The 16,834-nt window shown below is 65.1% G+C and carries 16 protein-coding genes; 9 read left to right on the top strand and 7 right to left on the bottom strand.

Annotated elements, in window-relative coordinates:
• Positions 1-27: 27 nt before the first annotated feature.
• The 3 genes from K3F49_RS29725 to K3F49_RS29715 form a co-directional block, all read right to left on the bottom strand.
• Entirely contained in the window at positions 28-615 is a 588-nt protein-coding gene (locus K3F49_RS29725; RefSeq protein ID WP_234684456.1) for a GNAT family N-acetyltransferase, read from the bottom strand.
• A gap of 133 nt (positions 616-748) precedes the next feature.
• Positions 749-1,891, bottom strand: a complete 1,143-nt coding sequence (locus K3F49_RS29720) for a type III PLP-dependent enzyme (RefSeq protein ID WP_234684455.1) — start codon at positions 1,889-1,891, stop codon at positions 749-751.
• Positions 1,892-2,565: 674 nt separating this feature from the next.
• Positions 2,566-2,820 carry a hypothetical protein gene (locus K3F49_RS29715; RefSeq protein WP_148775157.1) on the bottom strand — a complete coding sequence of 85 codons (255 nt, stop codon included), beginning with the start codon at positions 2,818-2,820 and terminating at the stop codon, positions 2,566-2,568.
• A gap of 135 nt (positions 2,821-2,955) precedes the next feature.
• On the opposite strand from K3F49_RS29715, the gene K3F49_RS29710 reads away from it, so the two are divergent.
• From K3F49_RS29710 to K3F49_RS29700, 3 genes are read left to right on the top strand one after another with little or no spacing between them, the layout of a single operon-like run.
• Positions 2,956-5,037, top strand: coding sequence for a M3 family metallopeptidase (locus K3F49_RS29710; RefSeq protein ID WP_234684454.1), 2,082 nt, complete (start codon positions 2,956-2,958; stop codon positions 5,035-5,037).
• 5 nt (positions 5,038-5,042) lie between these two features.
• Positions 5,043-5,675 carry a DUF1007 family protein gene (locus tag K3F49_RS29705; protein WP_234684453.1) on the top strand — a complete coding sequence of 211 codons (633 nt, stop codon included), beginning with the start codon at positions 5,043-5,045 and terminating at the stop codon, positions 5,673-5,675.
• On the top strand, positions 5,672-6,790 hold the full coding sequence (locus tag K3F49_RS29700) for a nickel/cobalt transporter (RefSeq protein WP_234684452.1): 1,119 nt from the start codon (positions 5,672-5,674) through the stop codon (positions 6,788-6,790). Before K3F49_RS29705 ends, K3F49_RS29700 begins: the two co-directional genes overlap by 4 nt.
• A gap of 151 nt (positions 6,791-6,941) precedes the next feature.
• On the opposite strand, the gene K3F49_RS29695 is transcribed toward K3F49_RS29700, so the two are convergent.
• Positions 6,942-7,340: an MAPEG family protein gene (locus tag K3F49_RS29695; RefSeq protein ID WP_234684451.1), complete on the bottom strand. Its 399-nt coding sequence runs from the start codon at positions 7,338-7,340 to the stop codon at positions 6,942-6,944.
• Between the two features lie 81 nt (positions 7,341-7,421).
• Between K3F49_RS29695 and hemH the strand changes: the two genes are divergently transcribed.
• The 4 genes from hemH to K3F49_RS29675 all read left to right on the top strand — a co-directional run bounded on the left by hemH (position 7,422) and on the right by K3F49_RS29675 (position 11,160).
• Positions 7,422-8,459: a ferrochelatase gene (gene hemH, locus K3F49_RS29690; protein ID WP_234684450.1), complete on the top strand. Its 1,038-nt coding sequence runs from the start codon at positions 7,422-7,424 to the stop codon at positions 8,457-8,459.
• A gap of 25 nt (positions 8,460-8,484) precedes the next feature.
• Complete coding sequence (locus K3F49_RS29685; RefSeq protein WP_234684449.1) at positions 8,485-9,450, top strand: ABC transporter substrate-binding protein; 966 nt, start codon at positions 8,485-8,487, stop codon at positions 9,448-9,450.
• 207 nt (positions 9,451-9,657) lie between these two features.
• Entirely contained in the window at positions 9,658-10,662 is a 1,005-nt protein-coding gene (locus K3F49_RS29680; RefSeq protein ID WP_234684448.1) for an SPFH domain-containing protein, read from the top strand.
• A gap of 54 nt (positions 10,663-10,716) precedes the next feature.
• Positions 10,717-11,160: an NfeD family protein gene (locus K3F49_RS29675; RefSeq protein ID WP_234684447.1), complete on the top strand. Its 444-nt coding sequence runs from the start codon at positions 10,717-10,719 to the stop codon at positions 11,158-11,160.
• Positions 11,161-11,271: 111 nt separating this feature from the next.
• On the opposite strand, the gene K3F49_RS29670 is transcribed toward K3F49_RS29675, so the two are convergent.
• The gene (locus K3F49_RS29670) at positions 11,272-11,610 is read right to left on the bottom strand and encodes a winged helix-turn-helix transcriptional regulator (protein WP_234684446.1); all 339 of its coding nucleotides are present in this window, start codon (positions 11,608-11,610) and stop codon (positions 11,272-11,274) included.
• Positions 11,611-11,682: 72 nt separating this feature from the next.
• On the opposite strand from K3F49_RS29670, the gene K3F49_RS29665 reads away from it, so the two are divergent.
• A complete protein-coding gene (locus K3F49_RS29665) occupies positions 11,683-12,234 on the top strand; it encodes a carboxymuconolactone decarboxylase family protein (RefSeq protein WP_234684445.1) in 552 nt (183 codons plus the stop codon).
• 11 nt (positions 12,235-12,245) lie between these two features.
• On the opposite strand, the gene K3F49_RS29660 is transcribed toward K3F49_RS29665, so the two are convergent.
• Positions 12,246-13,253: a KpsF/GutQ family sugar-phosphate isomerase gene (locus tag K3F49_RS29660; protein WP_234684444.1), complete on the bottom strand. Its 1,008-nt coding sequence runs from the start codon at positions 13,251-13,253 to the stop codon at positions 12,246-12,248.
• 193 nt (positions 13,254-13,446) lie between these two features.
• Here K3F49_RS29660 and K3F49_RS29655 point away from each other — a divergent pair, with 193 nt between their 5' ends.
• Positions 13,447-15,192, top strand: a complete 1,746-nt coding sequence (locus tag K3F49_RS29655; protein WP_234684443.1) for an outer membrane beta-barrel protein — start codon at positions 13,447-13,449, stop codon at positions 15,190-15,192.
• Between the two features lie 114 nt (positions 15,193-15,306).
• On the opposite strand, the gene K3F49_RS29650 is transcribed toward K3F49_RS29655, so the two are convergent.
• Positions 15,307-16,758, bottom strand: coding sequence for a glutamate synthase subunit beta (locus K3F49_RS29650; protein WP_234684442.1), 1,452 nt, complete (start codon positions 16,756-16,758; stop codon positions 15,307-15,309).
• Between the last annotated feature and the right edge of the window lie 76 nt (positions 16,759-16,834).

The following is a 16,834-nucleotide window of genomic DNA, read 5'->3' as shown; positions in this document are numbered from 1 at the left end:
TTCGGTCTTCGCCATCAGGGCAATCCCTTAGGCCGCGTGCGCCTGGAGGGCGCGAACTACCCTCCGTTTAGGCAGGGCCGCGCCGGTCGGGACGATCATCCCCTCCGCGCCATCCAGTGCGCCGTCGGTGAACTCGATCGCCAGCAGGCGGTCGCGCTCGAACGGGCCGGGCAACGCCAATGCGCCGGTCTTCTCGCCCGTGAAGCCGAAACGGGCATAGTAGGGCGCATCGCCGAGCAGGATCACGGCAGCATGCCCGCGCGCCCGGGCGGCGGCCAGCGCTTGTTGCATCAGCGCGGCGCCGATCCCGAGCTCGCGGCAGGCAGGGTCCACCGCCAATGGTCCGAGGACCAGAGCGGGCCTGCCTCCGGCGCTGACGTGCCACAGCCGCACGGTTCCCACGAGTGTCCCCTCGCGCACGGCCGACAGGGCAAGGCCTGCGGCCGGTGCACGTCCGTCGCGCAGGCGCTGGCAGGTGCGGCCATAGCGGTCTTCGCCAAAGCAGGCATCCAGCAGCGCTTCACGGGCGGCGACGTCGACAGTGCGTTCCGCACGGATCGCGAACGGAGCGGCTTTCGAAGTGAGGGCGACTTGTGGCTTCCGAAAAGCAGTCATGGCGCGTCAGTCCCCGCTTGAGCCGACGTGCGCGCAGCACGCCGGTCCAAGACGTCGTCAGAATCAAAGATGTCAGGGAGGAGCCGGCAAGCCGGCTCCCGGGTTCGTCAGGCCTCGGAAAAGGAGAGGCCGCTTAGATGTGGTAGGTCTTCAGCGGCGGGATGCCGTTGAACGCCACCGCCGAGTAGGTCGACGTATAGGCCCCGGTGCCTTCGATCAGCAGCTTGTCGCCGATCTCGAGCGTCACCGGAAGCGGATACGGGTTCTTCTCGTACAGCACGTCGGCGCTGTCGCAGGTCGGGCCCGCGAGCACGCACGGGGTCATGTCCGCACCGTCATGCGGGGTGCGGATGGCGTAGCGGATCGACTCGTCCATGGTCTCGGCGAGACCGCCGAACTTGCCGATGTCGAGATAGACCCAGCGCACCTCGTCCTCGTCGCTCTTCTTCGAGATGAGCACGACCTCAGATTCGATGATGCCGGCGCTGCCCACCATGCCGCGGCCCGGCTCGATGATGGTCTCCGGAATCTGGTTGCCGAAGTGCTTGCGCAGCGCGCGGAAGATCGAGCGGCCGTAGGTCACGACCGGCGGGACGTCCTTCAGGTACTTGGTCGGGAAGCCGCCGCCCATGTTGACCATGGTCAGGTTGATGCCGCGCTCGGCGCAGTCGCGGAACACCTGCGAGGCCATCGCCAGCGCACGGTCCCACGCCTTCACCTTGCGCTGCTGCGAGCCGACATGGAAGGAGATGCCGCACGGCTCCAGGCCCAGGCGCTTGGCGACGTCGAGCACCTCGACGGCCATTTCCGGGTCGCAGCCGAACTTGCGCGACAGCGGCCACTCGGCACCGGCGCAGTCATAGAGGATGCGGCAGAACACCTTCGCGCCGGGAGCGGCACGGGCGACCTTCTCGACCTCGGGAACGCAGTCCACGGCAAAAAGCCGGATGCCGAGCGCGAAGGCGCGCGCGATGTCGCGCTCCTTCTTGATCGTGTTGCCGAAGGAGACGCGGTCGGGCGTCGCGCCGGCAGCCAGCGCCATTTCGATCTCGGCGACGGTCGCGGTGTCGAAGCAGGAGCCCATGGACGCCAGCAGCGCCAGAACTTCCGGCGCCGGGTTCGCCTTGACGGCATAGAACACGCGGCTGTCGGGCAGCGCCTTGGCAAAGGTCTGGTAATTGTCGCGCACGACCTCGAGGTCGACCACGAGGCAAGGCTCGGTGTCCCGGCCCTCGCTGCGGCGGTTGCGCAGGAATTCCTGAATACGTTCGGTCATAGCACTCTCCCAAACGGCCCAGCGACGGGGATCCGTTCAAAAAATGTCGTCGGATAAGAGCGCTCCGGCCAGATCACGCGATGGAGGCGCGACGAGCCAAAGACTCACATCAGACTGTGCTGCCGTGGATTGGTTGGGAATTTCCCGCCCGCACACCTGGCAATGAAGGACAAGCCTTTTCAGTAGCCCGCGCCGGCGTTGGACTGCCGGTAGAGACCAAAAAAGCCCGATCCGTCGTTGCTTTAAGTCGCGTCCCCCGTTGAGAGCGGGGTGCGCCGGTTCGCCTCCGGCTGCCAGTCACGGTTGCAAAAAGTGAAGTCACCTTCGACAAGGCATCTCTTTGAGAGAGATGCTGGACGCTTCGGGTTTGCCTTCAGTCGTTCGACTTTTCAGTCTCCGACTTCGGCACTTCCGAAGAGCCCCTCGGCTTCCTCACCCCTTGGCGGCTGTCCGGCCTCTTGTCCGGATACCTACCGACTGACACACGACCACAGGCACGTGCGAAATTGGGCAAGAGCGCACATAAGGGTTTTGACTCAGCTTCGCAAGAATTTTTTTAGGCTGAGGACAGAATTGCCTAACATCTACTTGCGCAGTGTTGCGCGAGCGACGCGGAAGATGAACGCGCGTTAAGTTTTCTGTGTCGTGCGCGTGACTCGGACGCGCGCGAAGCGTCAGCGGCGCTTGAAGAACGGCTCGACGCGCTGAGCTGCGCGGATGAAGGCGGTCATGACAAGCACGCCGAGTGCGAACAGCACGGCCTGAAGGATGTGCGCGCCCTGGTCGCCGAGACCGAACAGGATCGCGAGCGCCCAGCCGCCGGCAAACGCCGCGCCGAACACCTCGGCGCCGATCAGGATGGCGGCGCTGATGACGGTGATGACGCTCGGCCAGACGATCTGACGGGAAGACGAGGAGGGCGCGTTCATGGGCACTGGGGTCCGTGGCTTCGAGGGCCGCAATCTCCCCGAAAAGGCGGGCGGGAGCAAGGCCAAATGGCCCAAAAAAGCCCCATCGCGTGCTATAGCTGGACCCAACAAATTGGCTCAAAAAACGGACTTGCGATGTCAGATCCCCGCCAAACTACGGACTCCGAGACCAACCCGCTGCTGAAGGCCTGGGTGACGCCGTTTGCGACCCCGCCCTTCAACGAGATCACGCCGGAGCACTTCCTGCCCGCCTTCGAGCAGGCCTTTGCCGATCACTCCGCCGAGATCGCGGCAATCACCAACGATCCGGCCGCGGCCGACTTCGCCAACACCGTCACGGCGCTGGAGCGCTCCGGCAAGCTGCTCAACAAGGTCGCCTCCGTCTTCTACGACCTGGTCTCGGCGCATTCCAACCCGGTCATCCTGGACATCGACAAGGAGGTCTCCTTGCGGATGGCGCGGCACTGGAATCCGATCATGATGAACGCTGTGCTGTTTGGCCGCATCGCCCAGCTGCACGAGAACCGCGCCAATCTCGGCCTCGACCCGGAGCAGCTCCGCCTGCTGGAGCGCACCTACACCCGCTTCCACCGCGCCGGCGCCGGCCTCTCCGACGAGGCCAAGACGCGCATGGCCGAGATCAACGAGAAGCTGGCCCAGCTCGCGACCGGCTTCAGCCATCATCTGCTCGGCGACGAGCAGGACTGGTTCATGGAGTTGGGGGAGGCCGACCGCCAGGGCCTGCCGGAGAGTTTTGTCGCCGCCGCCAAGGCTGCGGCAGAAGATCGCGGCATGGAAGGCAAGGCCATCGTGACGCTGTCGCGCTCCTCGACCGAGCCGTTCCTGAAGAGCTCGGCCCGGCGCGACCTGCGCGAGAAGGTCTACAAGGCTTTCACGGCGCGCGGCGACAACGGCAATTCCAACGACAACAACACGACCATCGGCGAGATCCTGAGGCTGCGCGAGGAGAGCGCCAAGCTCTTGGGCTACCCGACCTTCGCCGCCTACCGGCTCGAGGATTCCATGGCCAAGACGCCGGATGCGGTGCGCGGCCTGCTTGAGCGGGTCTGGAAGCCGGCCCGGGCGCGAGCGCTCGCCGACCGCGACGAGATGCAGGCACTGATCACGGAGGAGGGCGGCAATTTCAAGCTCGCGCCCTGGGACTGGCGCTTCTACGCCGAAAAGCTCCGCCTCCAGCGCGCCAATTTCGACGACGCCGCGATCAAGCCCTACCTGACGCTCGACCATATGATTGCCGCCGCCTTCGACTGCGCCACGCGCCTGTTCGGCGTCACCTTCGCGGAGCGCAAGGACGTGCCGGTCTGGCACCCCGATGTCCGGGTCTGGGAGGTGAAGGGCCCCGACGGCAAGCACAAGGCGCTGTTCTACGGCGACTACTACGCCCGGCCGTCAAAGCGCTCCGGCGCCTGGATGACCTCGCTGCGCGACCAGCAGAAGCTCGACGGCGAAATCGCGCCGCTCGTCATCAATGTCTGCAATTTTGCCAAGGGCACCGGAGCCGAGCCCTCGCTGCTGTCGCCCGACGATGCCCGCACCCTGTTCCATGAGTTCGGCCACGGCCTGCACGGCATGCTCTCCAACGTGACCTATCCGTCGCTGTCGGGCACCTCGGTGTTCACCGATTTCGTCGAGCTGCCTTCGCAGCTCTACGAGCACTGGCAGGAGCGGCCCGAGGTGCTGCAGCAGTTCGCCCGCCACTACCAGACCGGCGAGCCGCTGCCGGACGATCTGCTCAAGCGCTTCCTCGCCGCGCGAAAATTCAACCAGGGCTTTGCCACCGTCGAGTTCGTCTCCTCGGCGCTGGTTGATCTGGAGTTCCACTCCCAGCCTGCCGCCGCCGTGCAGGATGTCCGCGCCTTCGAGAAAAAGGAGCTGGAGAAGATCGGCATGCCCGAGGAAATCTCGATGCGGCACCGGCCGACCCAGTTCGGCCACATCTTCTCCGGCGACCATTACGCGGCCGGCTATTACAGCTACATGTGGTCGGAGGTGATGGACGCCGACGCCTTCGGCGCCTTCGAGGAGGCCGGCAATATCTTCGATCCCGCCGTGGCAAAACGTCTGCACGACGACATCTATTCGAGCGGCGGATCGGTCGATCCGGAAGCCGCCTACGAGGCCTTCCGCGGTCGCCCGCCCGAGCCGGACGCGCTGCTCCGCCGTCGCGGCCTGCTCGACGACGCCAAGGCGGCCTGACCGGCATGCGCGCCCTGCTGGGATGGCTGCTCGCCGCAGCGATGATGCTCGCATCAGGCGCGGCGAGCGCGCATCCGCATGTCTGGATCACGGCGACCAGCGAACTGCTCTATGCCGAGGACGGCTCGATCACCGGCGTGCGCCACGCCTGGACTTTCGACGACATGTTCTCGGCCTATGCGGTGCAGGGGCTGGAGGCCAAGAAGAAGGGGGCCTATACGCGCGAGGAGCTGGGACCGCTGGCGCAGACCAATGTCGAGTCGCTGAAGGAATATGCCTACTTCACCTTTGCGCGAGCCGACGGCAAGAAGGAGCGCTTCAACGAGCCGGTCGACTATTATCTCGACTACAAGGATACGGTGCTGACCCTGCACTTCACCTTGCCGCTGAAGACGCCGCTCAAGCCGAAGCAACTGATGCTGGAAGTGTTCGACCGCTCCTTCTTCATCGACTTCCAGATGGCCAAGGACGATCCGGTCAAGCTGGTCGGCGCGCCCGCGGGCTGTCAGATGAAGCTCGATCGTCCCAGCGACGGTACGGCGACGGCGCAGAAGCTCAACGAGCAGACCTTCATGGACGGCCCTAACGCCAATTTCGGCATGATGTTCGCCAACAAGATCACGGTGGATTGCCCTTGAAGCCGCATCTTTCTCCGCTCGCACGCGGGCTCATTGTCTGCGCCGCGGTTCTCCTCGCCGCCGGCGTGGTCGATGCAGCGCTTCACAATGTCTTGGCGCAAAATCCGTTCGGGGCGCCGAAGCCGGCGCAGGCGGCCGAGCCCGCGGCCAACGGTCTGATCGGCTGGCTGCTGGCGAAGCAGTCGGAATTCTATCGCCAGATGTCGTCGACCATCCGCGCCGCGAAGACCGACGGCTCGGCGGTATGGACGCTGCTGTTCATCTCGTTTGCCTACGGGATCTTCCATGCCGCCGGCCCCGGCCACGGCAAGGCGGTGATCGCCTCCTATCTCGTCGCCAACCGCGAGACCGCCCGGCGCGGCATCGCGCTGTCGTTTGCGTCGGCGTTGATGCAGTCGGTGGTTGCGATCCTGATCGTCGGCGTCTCGGCCTGGATCCTGAACGCAACCGCCAAGACCATGTGCAAGGCGGAGGGTGCGATCGAGATCGCAAGCTATGGCCTGATCGCGCTGTTCGGCCTGCGGCTGGTCTGGGTCAAGGGCCGCATTTTCATCCGCGCGCTCCAGGCAACGCAGCCGGTGCCGGCGATCGCCGGCGTGCCGCACGACCATCACGATCACGGTCATCAGCATCATCATGATGCGCATGATCATCACGATCACCATCACCACGATCACAGCCACGCGCACGCCCATCACGACCATGGGCACGACCACGTCCACGACGAGCATTGCGGCCATTCCCATGGCCCCACTCCGAGCGAGCTCGCCGGCCCCGGTGGCTGGCGGCGCGGCTTTGCCGCGATCCTGACCGTCGGCATCCGCCCCTGCTCGGGTGCGATCCTGGTGCTGGTGTTTGCGCTGGCCCAGGGCCTGTTCTGGGCCGGAATCGCCGCGACCTTCCTGATGGGACTGGGCACCGCGATCACGGTCGCCGCCATCGCGATCGTTGCCGTCTCCGCGAAAGAGATCGCCGGCCGCCTGAGCGCAGGGCGCGACGGCGGCGGCGCCCTCTTCATGCGCGGCGTCGAATTCGGCGCCGCGGCCCTCGTGCTGTTGTTCGGCGCGGGGCTGTTGCTCGGCTATGTCGCGGCCGAGCGGACCACGTGTTTCTAGGCAAAACTCTCGTGCCCCGGACGCGGCGCAGCGCGTAGCGGTGCGCTGCTGAGCCGGGGCCCATCTCTCCGTTCGGCAAGCTGTGGCTTTCTGGGTCCCGGCTCTGCGGAGCAGCGCAATCGCGCTGCACCGCGTCCGGGACACGGCACCGTCACACCTGCAACAACCGCTTCAACATCGGCATGAAGAAGATCCCGAGATTGAGCGCAAAGCCGATGCTCCAGAGGATGGAGCGCAGTGTCGGGCGGTTGCCGAGATAGGTCAGCACATAGGCGATCCGCACGATCAGGAACAGCACCGCGAGCTCGTCGATCAGACGCTGCGGCGAGTCCCGGAATTCGGCGAGCAGCACCGCGAAGGCGAAGAACGGGAAGGTCTCGATCCCGTTCTGGTGCGCACCAAGCGCGCGCTGCGCGATGGCGTCCTCATAGAACGCGGGATCGCGCGGCCGGGAATTGTCGAATCCGCGAAACCTGATCCATTTGATCGAGGCGATCGTCAAGAGATAGAGCAGCAGTGCCCCGAATACGCACCATTCCGCCAGCGTCATGGTTCCTCCCCCCTGCGCACCGACCCTAGCGAAACCGGCCCAATCTTGACAAGTTCGGAGCAACGCGCGACGCAACGGACCATGACGACCATCGCCCCCATCGTTTCAGCGAAACCGGCCGTGCCATCGACCCAGCCGCGCGTCGGCGTGCTGCTGGTCAATCTCGGTACGCCCGACACCGCCGACGCCCCGGGCGTGCGGGTCTATCTCAAGGAGTTTCTCTCGGACGCCCGCGTCATCGAGGACCAGGGCCTGATCTGGCAGCTGGTGCTGAACGGCATCATCCTGCGCAGCCGTCCCCGCACCAAGGCGCTCGACTACCGGAAGATCTGGAACACTGACAGGAACGAATCGCCGCTGAAGACCATCACGCGCTCGCAGAGCGACAAGCTCGCCGCTGCGCTGTCTGATAGCACGCATGTCGTGGTGGACTGGGCGATGCGCTACGGCAATCCGTCGATCAAGGCGGGCATCGATGCGCTGATCGCGAAGGGCTGCGATCGCATTCTCGCCGTGCCGCTTTATCCGCAATATTCCGCCTCGACCTCGGCGACCGTCTGCGACGAAGTGTTCCGCGTGCTCGCCCGCCTGCGCAATCAGCCGACGTTGCGGGTGACGCCGCCTTATTACGAGGACGAGGCCTATATCGAGGCGCTCGCCGTCTCGATCGCAACGCATCTGGCGACGCTGCCGTTCAAGCCGGAGCTGATTGTCGCCTCCTTCCACGGCATGCCGAAATCCTATGTCGACAAGGGCGATCCCTATCAGAGCCACTGCGTCGCCACGACCGAGGCGCTGCGCCGTCGGCTCGGCATGGACGACACAAAGCTGCTGCTGACCTTCCAGTCGCGCTTCGGCAATGACGAGTGGCTGCAGCCCTACACCGACAAGACCATGGAGCGTCTCGCCAAGGAAGGCGTGCGCCGCATCGCGGTGGTGACGCCGGGCTTCTCCGCCGACTGCCTGGAGACGCTGGAGGAGATCGCGCAGGAGAATGCCGAGATCTTCAAGCACAATGGTGGCGAGCAATTTTCCGCGATCCCTTGCCTCAACGACAGCGATCCCGGCATGGACGTGATCCGCACCCTGGTGCTGCACGAGCTGCAGGGCTGGATCTAATGTGCTTGGATCTGATGGGCGCTCCATGAACCGCCGCGAATGTCTGGCGCTTCTTGGGACGGTCACGGCATGGTCGGCTTCGGTGCTGGCGCAGCAGCCGAACGCGCCGCGCCGGCTCGGCGTGCTCTCGGTCACGGCCGATGACGTGATCGGGCAGGCTCGCCTCGCCGAGTCGCTCGCCGCCCTTGGCTGGAGGGAGCAAGACAATCTCAAGGTCGACTGGCGCAGCGGGGCCGGCGATCGCGCGCCCATCGCCCGGCTTGCAGACGAGCTGATCGCGCTGAAGCCCGACGTCCTGCTCGCGATCGGCACGCCGTCGGTCGAAGAGCTGCGCCAGCGTACAACGACGATTCCGATCGTGTTCGCCGTCGTCACCGATCCCGTCAGCCAGGGCTTTGTCCAAAACCTCGCGCATCCCGGCGGCAACATCACCGGCTTCACGGACTATGACGGCCCGCTCGCCGGCAAATGGCTGGAGATGCTGACGCAGGTCACGCCAAAGGTCGCCCGCGTCTTCGTCGTCTACAATCCCGCCACCGCCCCATTCGCGCCCCTGATGCTGCGCACGATCGAGGATGCCGCGCGCACGCTTCGCGTCACGGTCGAACCCGCGCCGGTGCGTGATGCCGCCTCGATCGTGGCGCTGGCCGCGCGCAAGGACGGCGGCCTGCTGGTGCTGCCCGACTTCTTCACCATGGCCAATCGTGCGCCGTTGCTGGCGGCGATCGCCGAGGCACGCGCGCCGGCGGTGTTCTGGAGCCGCGTCTTCGTCGACGAGGGTGGGCTGATGTCCTATAGCACGGATAGCGCCGAGCAGCTGCGGCGGGCCGCCTCCTATGTCGATCGTATCCTGAAGGGCGCGTTGCCCGCGGACCTGCCGGTCCAGAACCCCACCAAGTTCGAGCTCGCCGTCAACCTGAAGACGGCCAAGGCCATTGGCGTCGCGCTTTCTCCAGGCCTGCTCGCAATCGCGAACGACGTCATCGAATAGCGACGAAATTTGTTAACCTTTGCCGCTAGGTCTGCGCTTGCGCGCTTTCAAGAGCCCTTCGCAAATACATAATCGCGAGCATTCCCTCTCGTCGCGTCTTGTGCAGAATGGCGTTGATGCCGACGTGAAAGGCGACCGCTGAACCGGTAGGGTCGTGATCCCGACCAATGGCAGCGCGGGAAAGGGCTTTCCCGCCTTGGAGGAAATATGAGCGGTTTCGATATTTTCGCGATTGTTCTGGTGTTGCTCGTCATCGTCACGCTGATTGCCGGCGTGAAGACGGTGCCGCAGGGCTATGACTGGACCATCGAGCGGTTCGGCAAATACACCCAGACGCTGAGCCCCGGGCTCAATTTGATCGTGCCCTATTTCGATCGCGTCGGGCGCAAGATCAACATGATGGAGCAGGTGATCAACATCCCCGAGCAGGAGGTGATCACCAAGGACAACGCCACCGTGACGGTCGACGGCGTCGCCTTCTTCCAGGTGTTCGATGCCGCCAAAGCGAGCTACGAGGTCGCCAACCTCGAGCAGGCGATCATCGTGCTGACCATGACCAACATCCGATCGGTGATGGGCTCGATGGACCTCGATCAGGTGCTGTCGCACCGCGACGAGATCAACGAGCGCCTGCTCCGCGTGGTCGATGCCGCGGTCTCGCCTTGGGGCCTCAAGGTCAATCGCATCGAGATCAAGGATATCGTGCCGCCCGCCGACCTCGTCGAGGCGATGGGCCGGCAGATGAAGGCCGAGCGTGTCAAGCGCGCCGACATCCTTCAGGCCGAAGGCGCGCGCCAGTCCGAAATTCTGCGCGCTGAGGGTGCCAAGCAGGGGCAGATCCTGCAAGCGGAAGGCCGCCGCGAGGCCGCTTTCCGCGACGCCGAAGCGCGCGAGCGATCGGCGGAAGCCGAGGCCAAGGCCACGCAAATGGTCAGCGAGGCCATCGCCAAGGGTGACGTGGCGGCGTTGAACTACTTTATCGCCGACAAATACATCAAGGCGTTTGGCCAGCTGGCCGAGTCGCCGAACCAGAAGGTTATTATGCTTCCGGTCGAAGCGATGGGCATGCTGGGCTCGCTCGCCGGCATTGGCGAGATCGCCAAGGCGACGTTCGGCGAAAGTGCCGTATCCGCAGCCGCCGCCGCCCGTCGTGGCGGCTCGGTGCCATCCTCCGCTCCTACGCCGCCGGCGGTGCCGCCGCGGCAGGGATAGGATCAGCGCATGGCCTTTCGATAGGGGCATGCGCCAATACAAGGAGGTCGTGTCATGACCGACATGTTCGTATCGCTCGGCACCTGGAACTGGCTGATCTTCGGCTTCATCCTGATGGCGCTGGAAGTGATCGCGCCGGGCGTGTTCCTGTTCTGGCTCGGGCTCGCCGCATTGCTGGTCGGCCTGATCTCGTTCGCCGTTCTGGTGTCCTGGCAGATCCAGCTCGTGATGTTCGCGGTGTTCGCAGCTGCCGCCGTGCCGCTGTGGCGCCGGCTTGCCCGGCCGAAGCCGGATGCGAGCGCCAGCCCCTTCCTCAACAAGCGCACCGAGGCGCTTTTGGGCCGCGAGTTCACGCTGGAGAAGCCGATCATCGACGGCAACGGCACCGTACGCATCGGCGACACGGTATGGCGCGTGGCAGGCCCGGACACGCCGGCGGGGACGCGCGTGAAAGTGGTGCAGGTTGATGGTGTGAATCTGACGGTGGCTGCGGCGTAATCCGCCGTCATTGCGAGCGCAGCGAAGCAATCCAGAATCTTTCTGCGGTGACGGTCTGGATTGCTTCGCTGCACTCGCAATGACGAGTTTGTTGGGCCTGTCCCGCCAGACTCAGGCGCCGCTCTTGCTGCGCCACCTCTCCGCAAACCGGTGCAGCGGCATGAATGTCTCGCACAGATCCCGTCCCAGCGGCGTCAGTCCATAGCCTCCGCCTTCGCCCAGCTCCACAAACCCCGCCTCGCGCAACTCGCTCAGCCGTGCCTGCAGCACGGTCGGCGAAGCCTCGTCGCAGGCCGTCCGCAGCGCGCGGGAGGTGAGGGTGGCGTCGCGCAACTCCCACAAAATCCGAAGGGTCCAGCGCTGGCCGAGCAGGTCGAGCAGCGCCATGATCGGCCGTCCGCTGCGCGAGCCGCGCACGCTGCGTTTTCTGGAGTCGGCCTGCTTTGCCATCGAAGCCCTCTTGTACTTCGCTACATAAAGTGTAGCATGTTGCTACGATAAATGTAGCAAGAGAGGCGCCCCATGTCCCAGCCGACGCCGCGTATCGCTCCGCTCGTGCCGCCTTATCCCCCGGAGATCCAGGCGCAGTTCGACCGCATCATGCGCGGCGCGCCGCCGCTGCTGCTGTTTCGGGTGATGGCCGGCCACACCCGCGCCTGGGACAAGTTTCGCGGCGGGGGACTGCTCGATCCCGGGCCGCTGTCGTTACGCCAGCGCGAGATCGTCATCGACCGCACCTGTGCGCTGAACAAGTGCGAGTATGAGTGGGGCGTCCATGTCGCGATTTTCGCGGGCCCGGCGCAGCTCACCGGGGATGAAATCCGCGCGACTGCGCTGGGCGACGCGAATTCACCCTGCTGGTCGCCGGCCGAGCAGGCCCTGATCGCAGCGGTGGACGCGCTGCATCACCGCGCGACCTTCACCGACGCGGAGTTCGCCGCGCTGTCGGCGCATTACGACGAGGCGCAGATTTTGGAGGTCATGCTGCTGTGCGGCTTCTACCGCACGGTGTCGTATCTGGCGAACGGGCTGAAGCTGCCGCTGGAAGAGAAGGCGGCGCGGTTTCGGGCGTAGAGAAAAGCGCCTTAAGCCACGCCAGCCCGCAGCAAATCGTGCAGATGCACGATACCCACGACCTTGTCCGCCTCGGTCACCACCAGCGTCGTGATTTTTCGCGTGTTCAGCACCTCGATCATCTCGGTCGCGAGCATCGAGGGCGGCACCGTCTTCGGCTGCCTGGTCATGATGTCGTCGACCGACGCCGTCAGCAGGTCAGGCCGCATGTGGCGGCGCAAATCGCCGTCGGTGATGATGCCGACGGCCTCGTTCGCGGCGTTGACGATGCAGACGCAGCCAAGCCCCTTGGCGGACATTTCCATCACCGCGTCCGACATCTTGGTGCCTTCGGGCTTCACCGGGATCTCCGCGCCGGTGCGCATGTAGTCGCGGACGAATTTCAGCATCGCGCCCAGCTTGCCGCCGGGATGGAAATGCGCGAACTCCAGCGCGGTGAAGCCGCGGCCTTCGAGCAGTGCGATCGCGATGGCATCGCCGATCGCGACCTGCATCATGGTCGAGGTGGTCGGCGCCAGATTGTGCGGGCAGGCCTCGCGCGCCTTCGGCAGCTCGATCACGATGTCGGCGGCCTGGCCGAGCGAGGACGCCGCGTTCGACGTCACCGCGATCATCGGGATCGCAAACCGCGCTGAATAATTCACCAGGGTCTTCATCTCCGGCTGCTCGCCGGACCAGGACAGCGCCATGATGACATCGTCGGTGGTGATCATGCCGAGATCGCCATGGGCGGCTTCGGCGGTGTGAACGAAGAAGGCCGGCGTGCCGGTCGAGGCCAGGGTCGCCGCGATCTTGCGCGCCATGTGGCCGGACTTGCCGAGCCCGGTGACGATGACGCGGCCCTTCGCGTTACGGATCAAGTCGACAGCCTTGGCGAACGCCTCGCCCAGCGGACCGCGCAGGGCGGCGCCGAGCGCGTTGATGCCGCCGCTCTCGGTCTCCAGCGTGCGGAGCGCGGATTCGACACTTGTCGGGGTGGGGCCGGATGATTGGGTCATCAGCGGTTTCGAACTCGGCATGTTCTGGTCCAGGGAGGAGGGAGCGTCAGCCCGTTGCCGCCTCCTTAGCACGCCCCGGCCCGTGAGGCGACGCGAGCCCCAAGGCCCTCAACGGGTCATTAACCATAATTGTTTTAACTCCATTAACGATGGTTCCCGCGTGTTCGCGGGCGGTCATCAAAGAAGTATCTGATTTCGTTGGAGTTATTCCATCGTGGGGTCGCCTCCAGGTCGGGGCCGGAGCAGTCGCGCGTACGCCCTTCGCGCCGCTTTGCCGTGCCTGCTGCTGACCGCACTGGAAAGCGCCCCGGCGGCCGCCCAGAGCCTGACGCCGGACCTGTTCAATCCCAACCGTGGCGGCTTTGCCGCGCCTGACACGCTGCCGACGCGGCGCACGGCCGGCGTCCCGCAGGCGCCGTCGGACGCGATCCCGGCGCCGCCCGATCCGAATGACGATCCGCGCAAGAGAAGCGAGACACCCGCGCCATCGCGTGTCGGCCAAGTGCCGACCTATGGCCTGCCCGCAGCGAACGGCGCCAGCAGCTCCGGCTACGACTCGCTCAATCGCAAGCGCCAGCAGCCCAAGCTCTATCCGGGCCAACCGAAGCCGAAGAAACCCGCAGGTCCGGGCTCGCCGGCGCCGTCTGCAACACTGACGCTGTCGCCTCTCGGTGCGCCGCGCATTGCGCCGCCGCCGTCGGAGACCGCGAACAAGACGCCGGTGCCGCCGGCGATGGCGGGCACCGTACCCGGCCAGCCGCAGCGCCGTCGCCTCAAGGCCGATGACGATGCGTTCGGCGCGGTCGGCGATTATGCCGGCAGTTTTCTGATCAAGGGCGGGCTCGAACTGTCCACCGGCTACGACACCAATCCGGCGCGCCTGCAGCAGCCGGTCGGGTCGCCGGTCTATGTCGTCGCGCCCGATCTTCTCGTCATGTCCGACTGGGAGCGCCACGCGCTGGTCGCCGACTTGCGCGGCTCGTTCTCGGGTTACACCAACAACATGCCGGCGACGATCGATGGGCTCGCCTCGCCGTCGCCGGTCGAGATCAACCGGCCCGATTTCACCGGCCATGTCGACGGCCGTTTCGACGTCAACCGCGACCTCAAGCTGACGTCGCAATTCCGGCTGCGGCTCGCCACCGACAATCCCGGCAGCCCGAACGTGCAGGCCGGCCTGGAGAAATATCCGGTCTACGCCAGCTATGGCGGCACCTTCGGCTTCGACCAGACTTTCAACCGCTTCCAGGTCGCGGCCGGCGTCACCATCGATCGCACGGCCTACACCGACTCCAAGCTCACCGACGGCTCGACCTCCAGCAATGATGATCGCGACTTCAACCAATATGGTGGCGTCGGACGTTTCTCCTACGAGCTCAAGCCGGGCCTCAAGCCGTTCGTCGAGATCGAGGGCGACAGCCGCGTCCACGACCAGCCCGCCGACCGCAACGGCTATTTCCGTGATTCAAACGGCGGCTACGCCAAGGTCGGCTCGTCCTTCGAGTTTTCGCGCATCCTCACCGGCGAGATCTCGGTCGGCTATTCCGCGCGAAACTATGTCGACCCCCGGCTGAGCCAGCTCGCGGGCTTCCTCACCTCGGGCTCGCTGATCTGGAACGCGAGCGGGCTGACGACGGTGAAATTCAACACCGACACGCAGATCGCGGAAACCACCGTCCCCGGCTCCTCCGGCGTGCTGGTGCACACCTATGCCGCAGAAGTCGACCACGACTTCCGCCGCTGGCTCACCGCGATCGGCAAGTTCACCTACGGCACCTACGACTATCAGGGCCAGAATCGCAACGACAAGACCTACTCGCTCGAAGGCAATCTGATCTACAAGCTCAACCGCAATGTCTGGATCAAGGGCACGCTGCGCCACGACATCCTGGATTCGAACCAGCCGGGCTCGAGCTCGCAAGGGACGGTGGCGATGCTGGGCGTGAGGCTGCAGAACTAAGGGGCGCTGTCATTCCGGGGCGCGCCACTTGGCGCGAGCCCGGAATCCATCTGGCCTCACTGTTGCTGAAAAATGGATTCCGGGCTCGCGCTTCGCGCGCCCCGGAATGACCACTTACCGCGGCAGATCCGTCTTCCCCATCAGGAACGTATCGATCGACCTTGCACACAGCCGCCCTTCGCGGATGGCCCAGACCACCAGCGACTGGCCGCGACGCATGTCGCCTGCCGAAAACACGTTCGGGCGCGAGGTCTGGTAGTCCAAGGTGTTGGCCTTGACGTTGCCGCGCGGGTCGAGGTCGACCGCGAGCTGCTTCAACAGGCCTTCGTGCACGGGATGCACAAAGCCCATCGCGAGCAGGATGAGCTCGGCATCGAGCTCGAACTCGGTGCCTTCGATCGGCTTGAACTTGTCGTCGACGCGCACGCAGTGCAGCTTCTTGACCTTCCCGTTCTCGGCGGTGAACTTTTGCGTCAGCACCGCATATTCGCGGACCGCGCCTTCAGCCTGGCTCGACGACGTCCGCATCTTCAGCGGCCAGTTCGGCCAGGTCAGGCCCTTGTTCTCGCGCTCGGGCGGGGCGGGCATGATCTCGAGCTGGGTCACCGAGAGCGCGCCCTGACGCAGCGAGGTGCCGATGCAGTCGGAGCCGGTGTCGCCGCCGCCGATGACGACAACATGCTTGCCGCCGGCCAGGATCTCGGTGACGCCGTTCAGCGGCTCGCTGGAAACGCGGCGGTTCTGCTGCGGCAGGAAGTCCATCGCATAGTGGATGCCGTCGAATTCGCGACCGGGGATGGGCAGGTCGCGCGGGGCTTCTGCACCGCCGGTCAGCGCGATCGCATCGTACTGGTTGAGCATCTCGCGCGGATCGACATTGCCGTCGACGCCGACATGGCTGTTGTAGTGGAAGGTGACGCCTTCGCCTTCCATCTGCTTGACGCGGCGATCGATGATGCCCTTCTCCATCTTGAAGTCGGGAATGCCGTAGCGCAGCAGGCCACCGGCCTTGGCGTACTTCTCGAACAGGTGCACGTCGTGGCCGGCGCGCGCGAGCTGCTGCGCGCAGGCCATGCCGGCCGGACCCGAGCCGATCACGGCGACCTTCTTGCCGGTCTTCACGGCGGCCACTTCAGGCTTCAGCCAGCCATTGTCCCAGGCGCGGTCGACGATCGCGCATTCGATGGTCTTGATGGTGACCGGGTTGTCGTCGATGTTGAGCGTGCAGGAGGCTTCGCACGGCGCAGGGCAGATGCGGCCGGTGAACTCCGGGAAATTGTTGGTCGAGTGCAGGTTGCGCGAGGCTTCTTCCCAATTGCCCTGATAGACGAGGTCGTTGAAATCGGGGATCTGGTTATTGACCGGGCAGCCCGGCGTGCCGGGTGCGACCGAACCGGTGCCGTGGCAATAGGGAATGCCGCAGTTCATGCAGCGCGCGGCCTGATCGCGCGTTTCCTTCTCGGTCAAGGGAACGACGAACTCGTTGTAATGCTTCACGCGCTCGGCGACCGGGGTGTACTTGCGGTCGTGCCGTTCGATTTCGAGAAAACCCGTGATCTTGCCCATTAAACCCGAAGTCCCGCTTAAATACGTTCTGTTTATTCCGCGCCGTCCTTGCGAGCGAAGCGAAGCAATCCAGTCG

The organism is Bradyrhizobium monzae, from assembly GCF_021458635.1.
GTDB lineage: Bacteria > Pseudomonadota > Alphaproteobacteria > Rhizobiales > Xanthobacteraceae > Bradyrhizobium.
Note: the sequence above shows the minus strand (reverse complement) of the source record. Positions and strands in the feature narration are given on the sequence as shown.

Coding starts and splice junctions, on each gene's coding strand:
- K3F49_RS29720 (WP_234684455.1), bottom strand. CDS start 1,891: ATGACCGAACGTATTCAGGAATTCCTGCGCAACCGCCGCAGCGAGGGC.
- K3F49_RS29685 (WP_234684449.1), top strand. CDS start 8,485: ATGAACCGCCGCGAATGTCTGGCGCTTCTTGGGACGGTCACGGCATGG.
- K3F49_RS29650 (WP_234684442.1), bottom strand. CDS start 16,758: ATGGGCAAGATCACGGGTTTTCTCGAAATCGAACGGCACGACCGCAAG.
- K3F49_RS29680 (WP_234684448.1), top strand. CDS start 9,658: ATGAGCGGTTTCGATATTTTCGCGATTGTTCTGGTGTTGCTCGTCATC.
- K3F49_RS29695 (WP_234684451.1), bottom strand. CDS start 7,340: ATGACGCTGGCGGAATGGTGCGTATTCGGGGCACTGCTGCTCTATCTC.
- K3F49_RS29710 (WP_234684454.1), top strand. CDS start 2,956: ATGTCAGATCCCCGCCAAACTACGGACTCCGAGACCAACCCGCTGCTG.
- K3F49_RS29725 (WP_234684456.1), bottom strand. CDS start 615: ATGACTGCTTTTCGGAAGCCACAAGTCGCCCTCACTTCGAAAGCCGCT.
- K3F49_RS29705 (WP_234684453.1), top strand. CDS start 5,043: ATGCGCGCCCTGCTGGGATGGCTGCTCGCCGCAGCGATGATGCTCGCA.
- K3F49_RS29660 (WP_234684444.1), bottom strand. CDS start 13,253: ATGCCGAGTTCGAAACCGCTGATGACCCAATCATCCGGCCCCACCCCG.
- K3F49_RS29665 (WP_234684445.1), top strand. CDS start 11,683: ATGTCCCAGCCGACGCCGCGTATCGCTCCGCTCGTGCCGCCTTATCCC.
- K3F49_RS29715 (WP_148775157.1), bottom strand. CDS start 2,820: ATGAACGCGCCCTCCTCGTCTTCCCGTCAGATCGTCTGGCCGAGCGTC.
- K3F49_RS29670 (WP_234684446.1), bottom strand. CDS start 11,610: ATGGCAAAGCAGGCCGACTCCAGAAAACGCAGCGTGCGCGGCTCGCGC.
- hemH (WP_234684450.1), top strand. CDS start 7,422: ATGACGACCATCGCCCCCATCGTTTCAGCGAAACCGGCCGTGCCATCG.
- K3F49_RS29675 (WP_234684447.1), top strand. CDS start 10,717: ATGACCGACATGTTCGTATCGCTCGGCACCTGGAACTGGCTGATCTTC.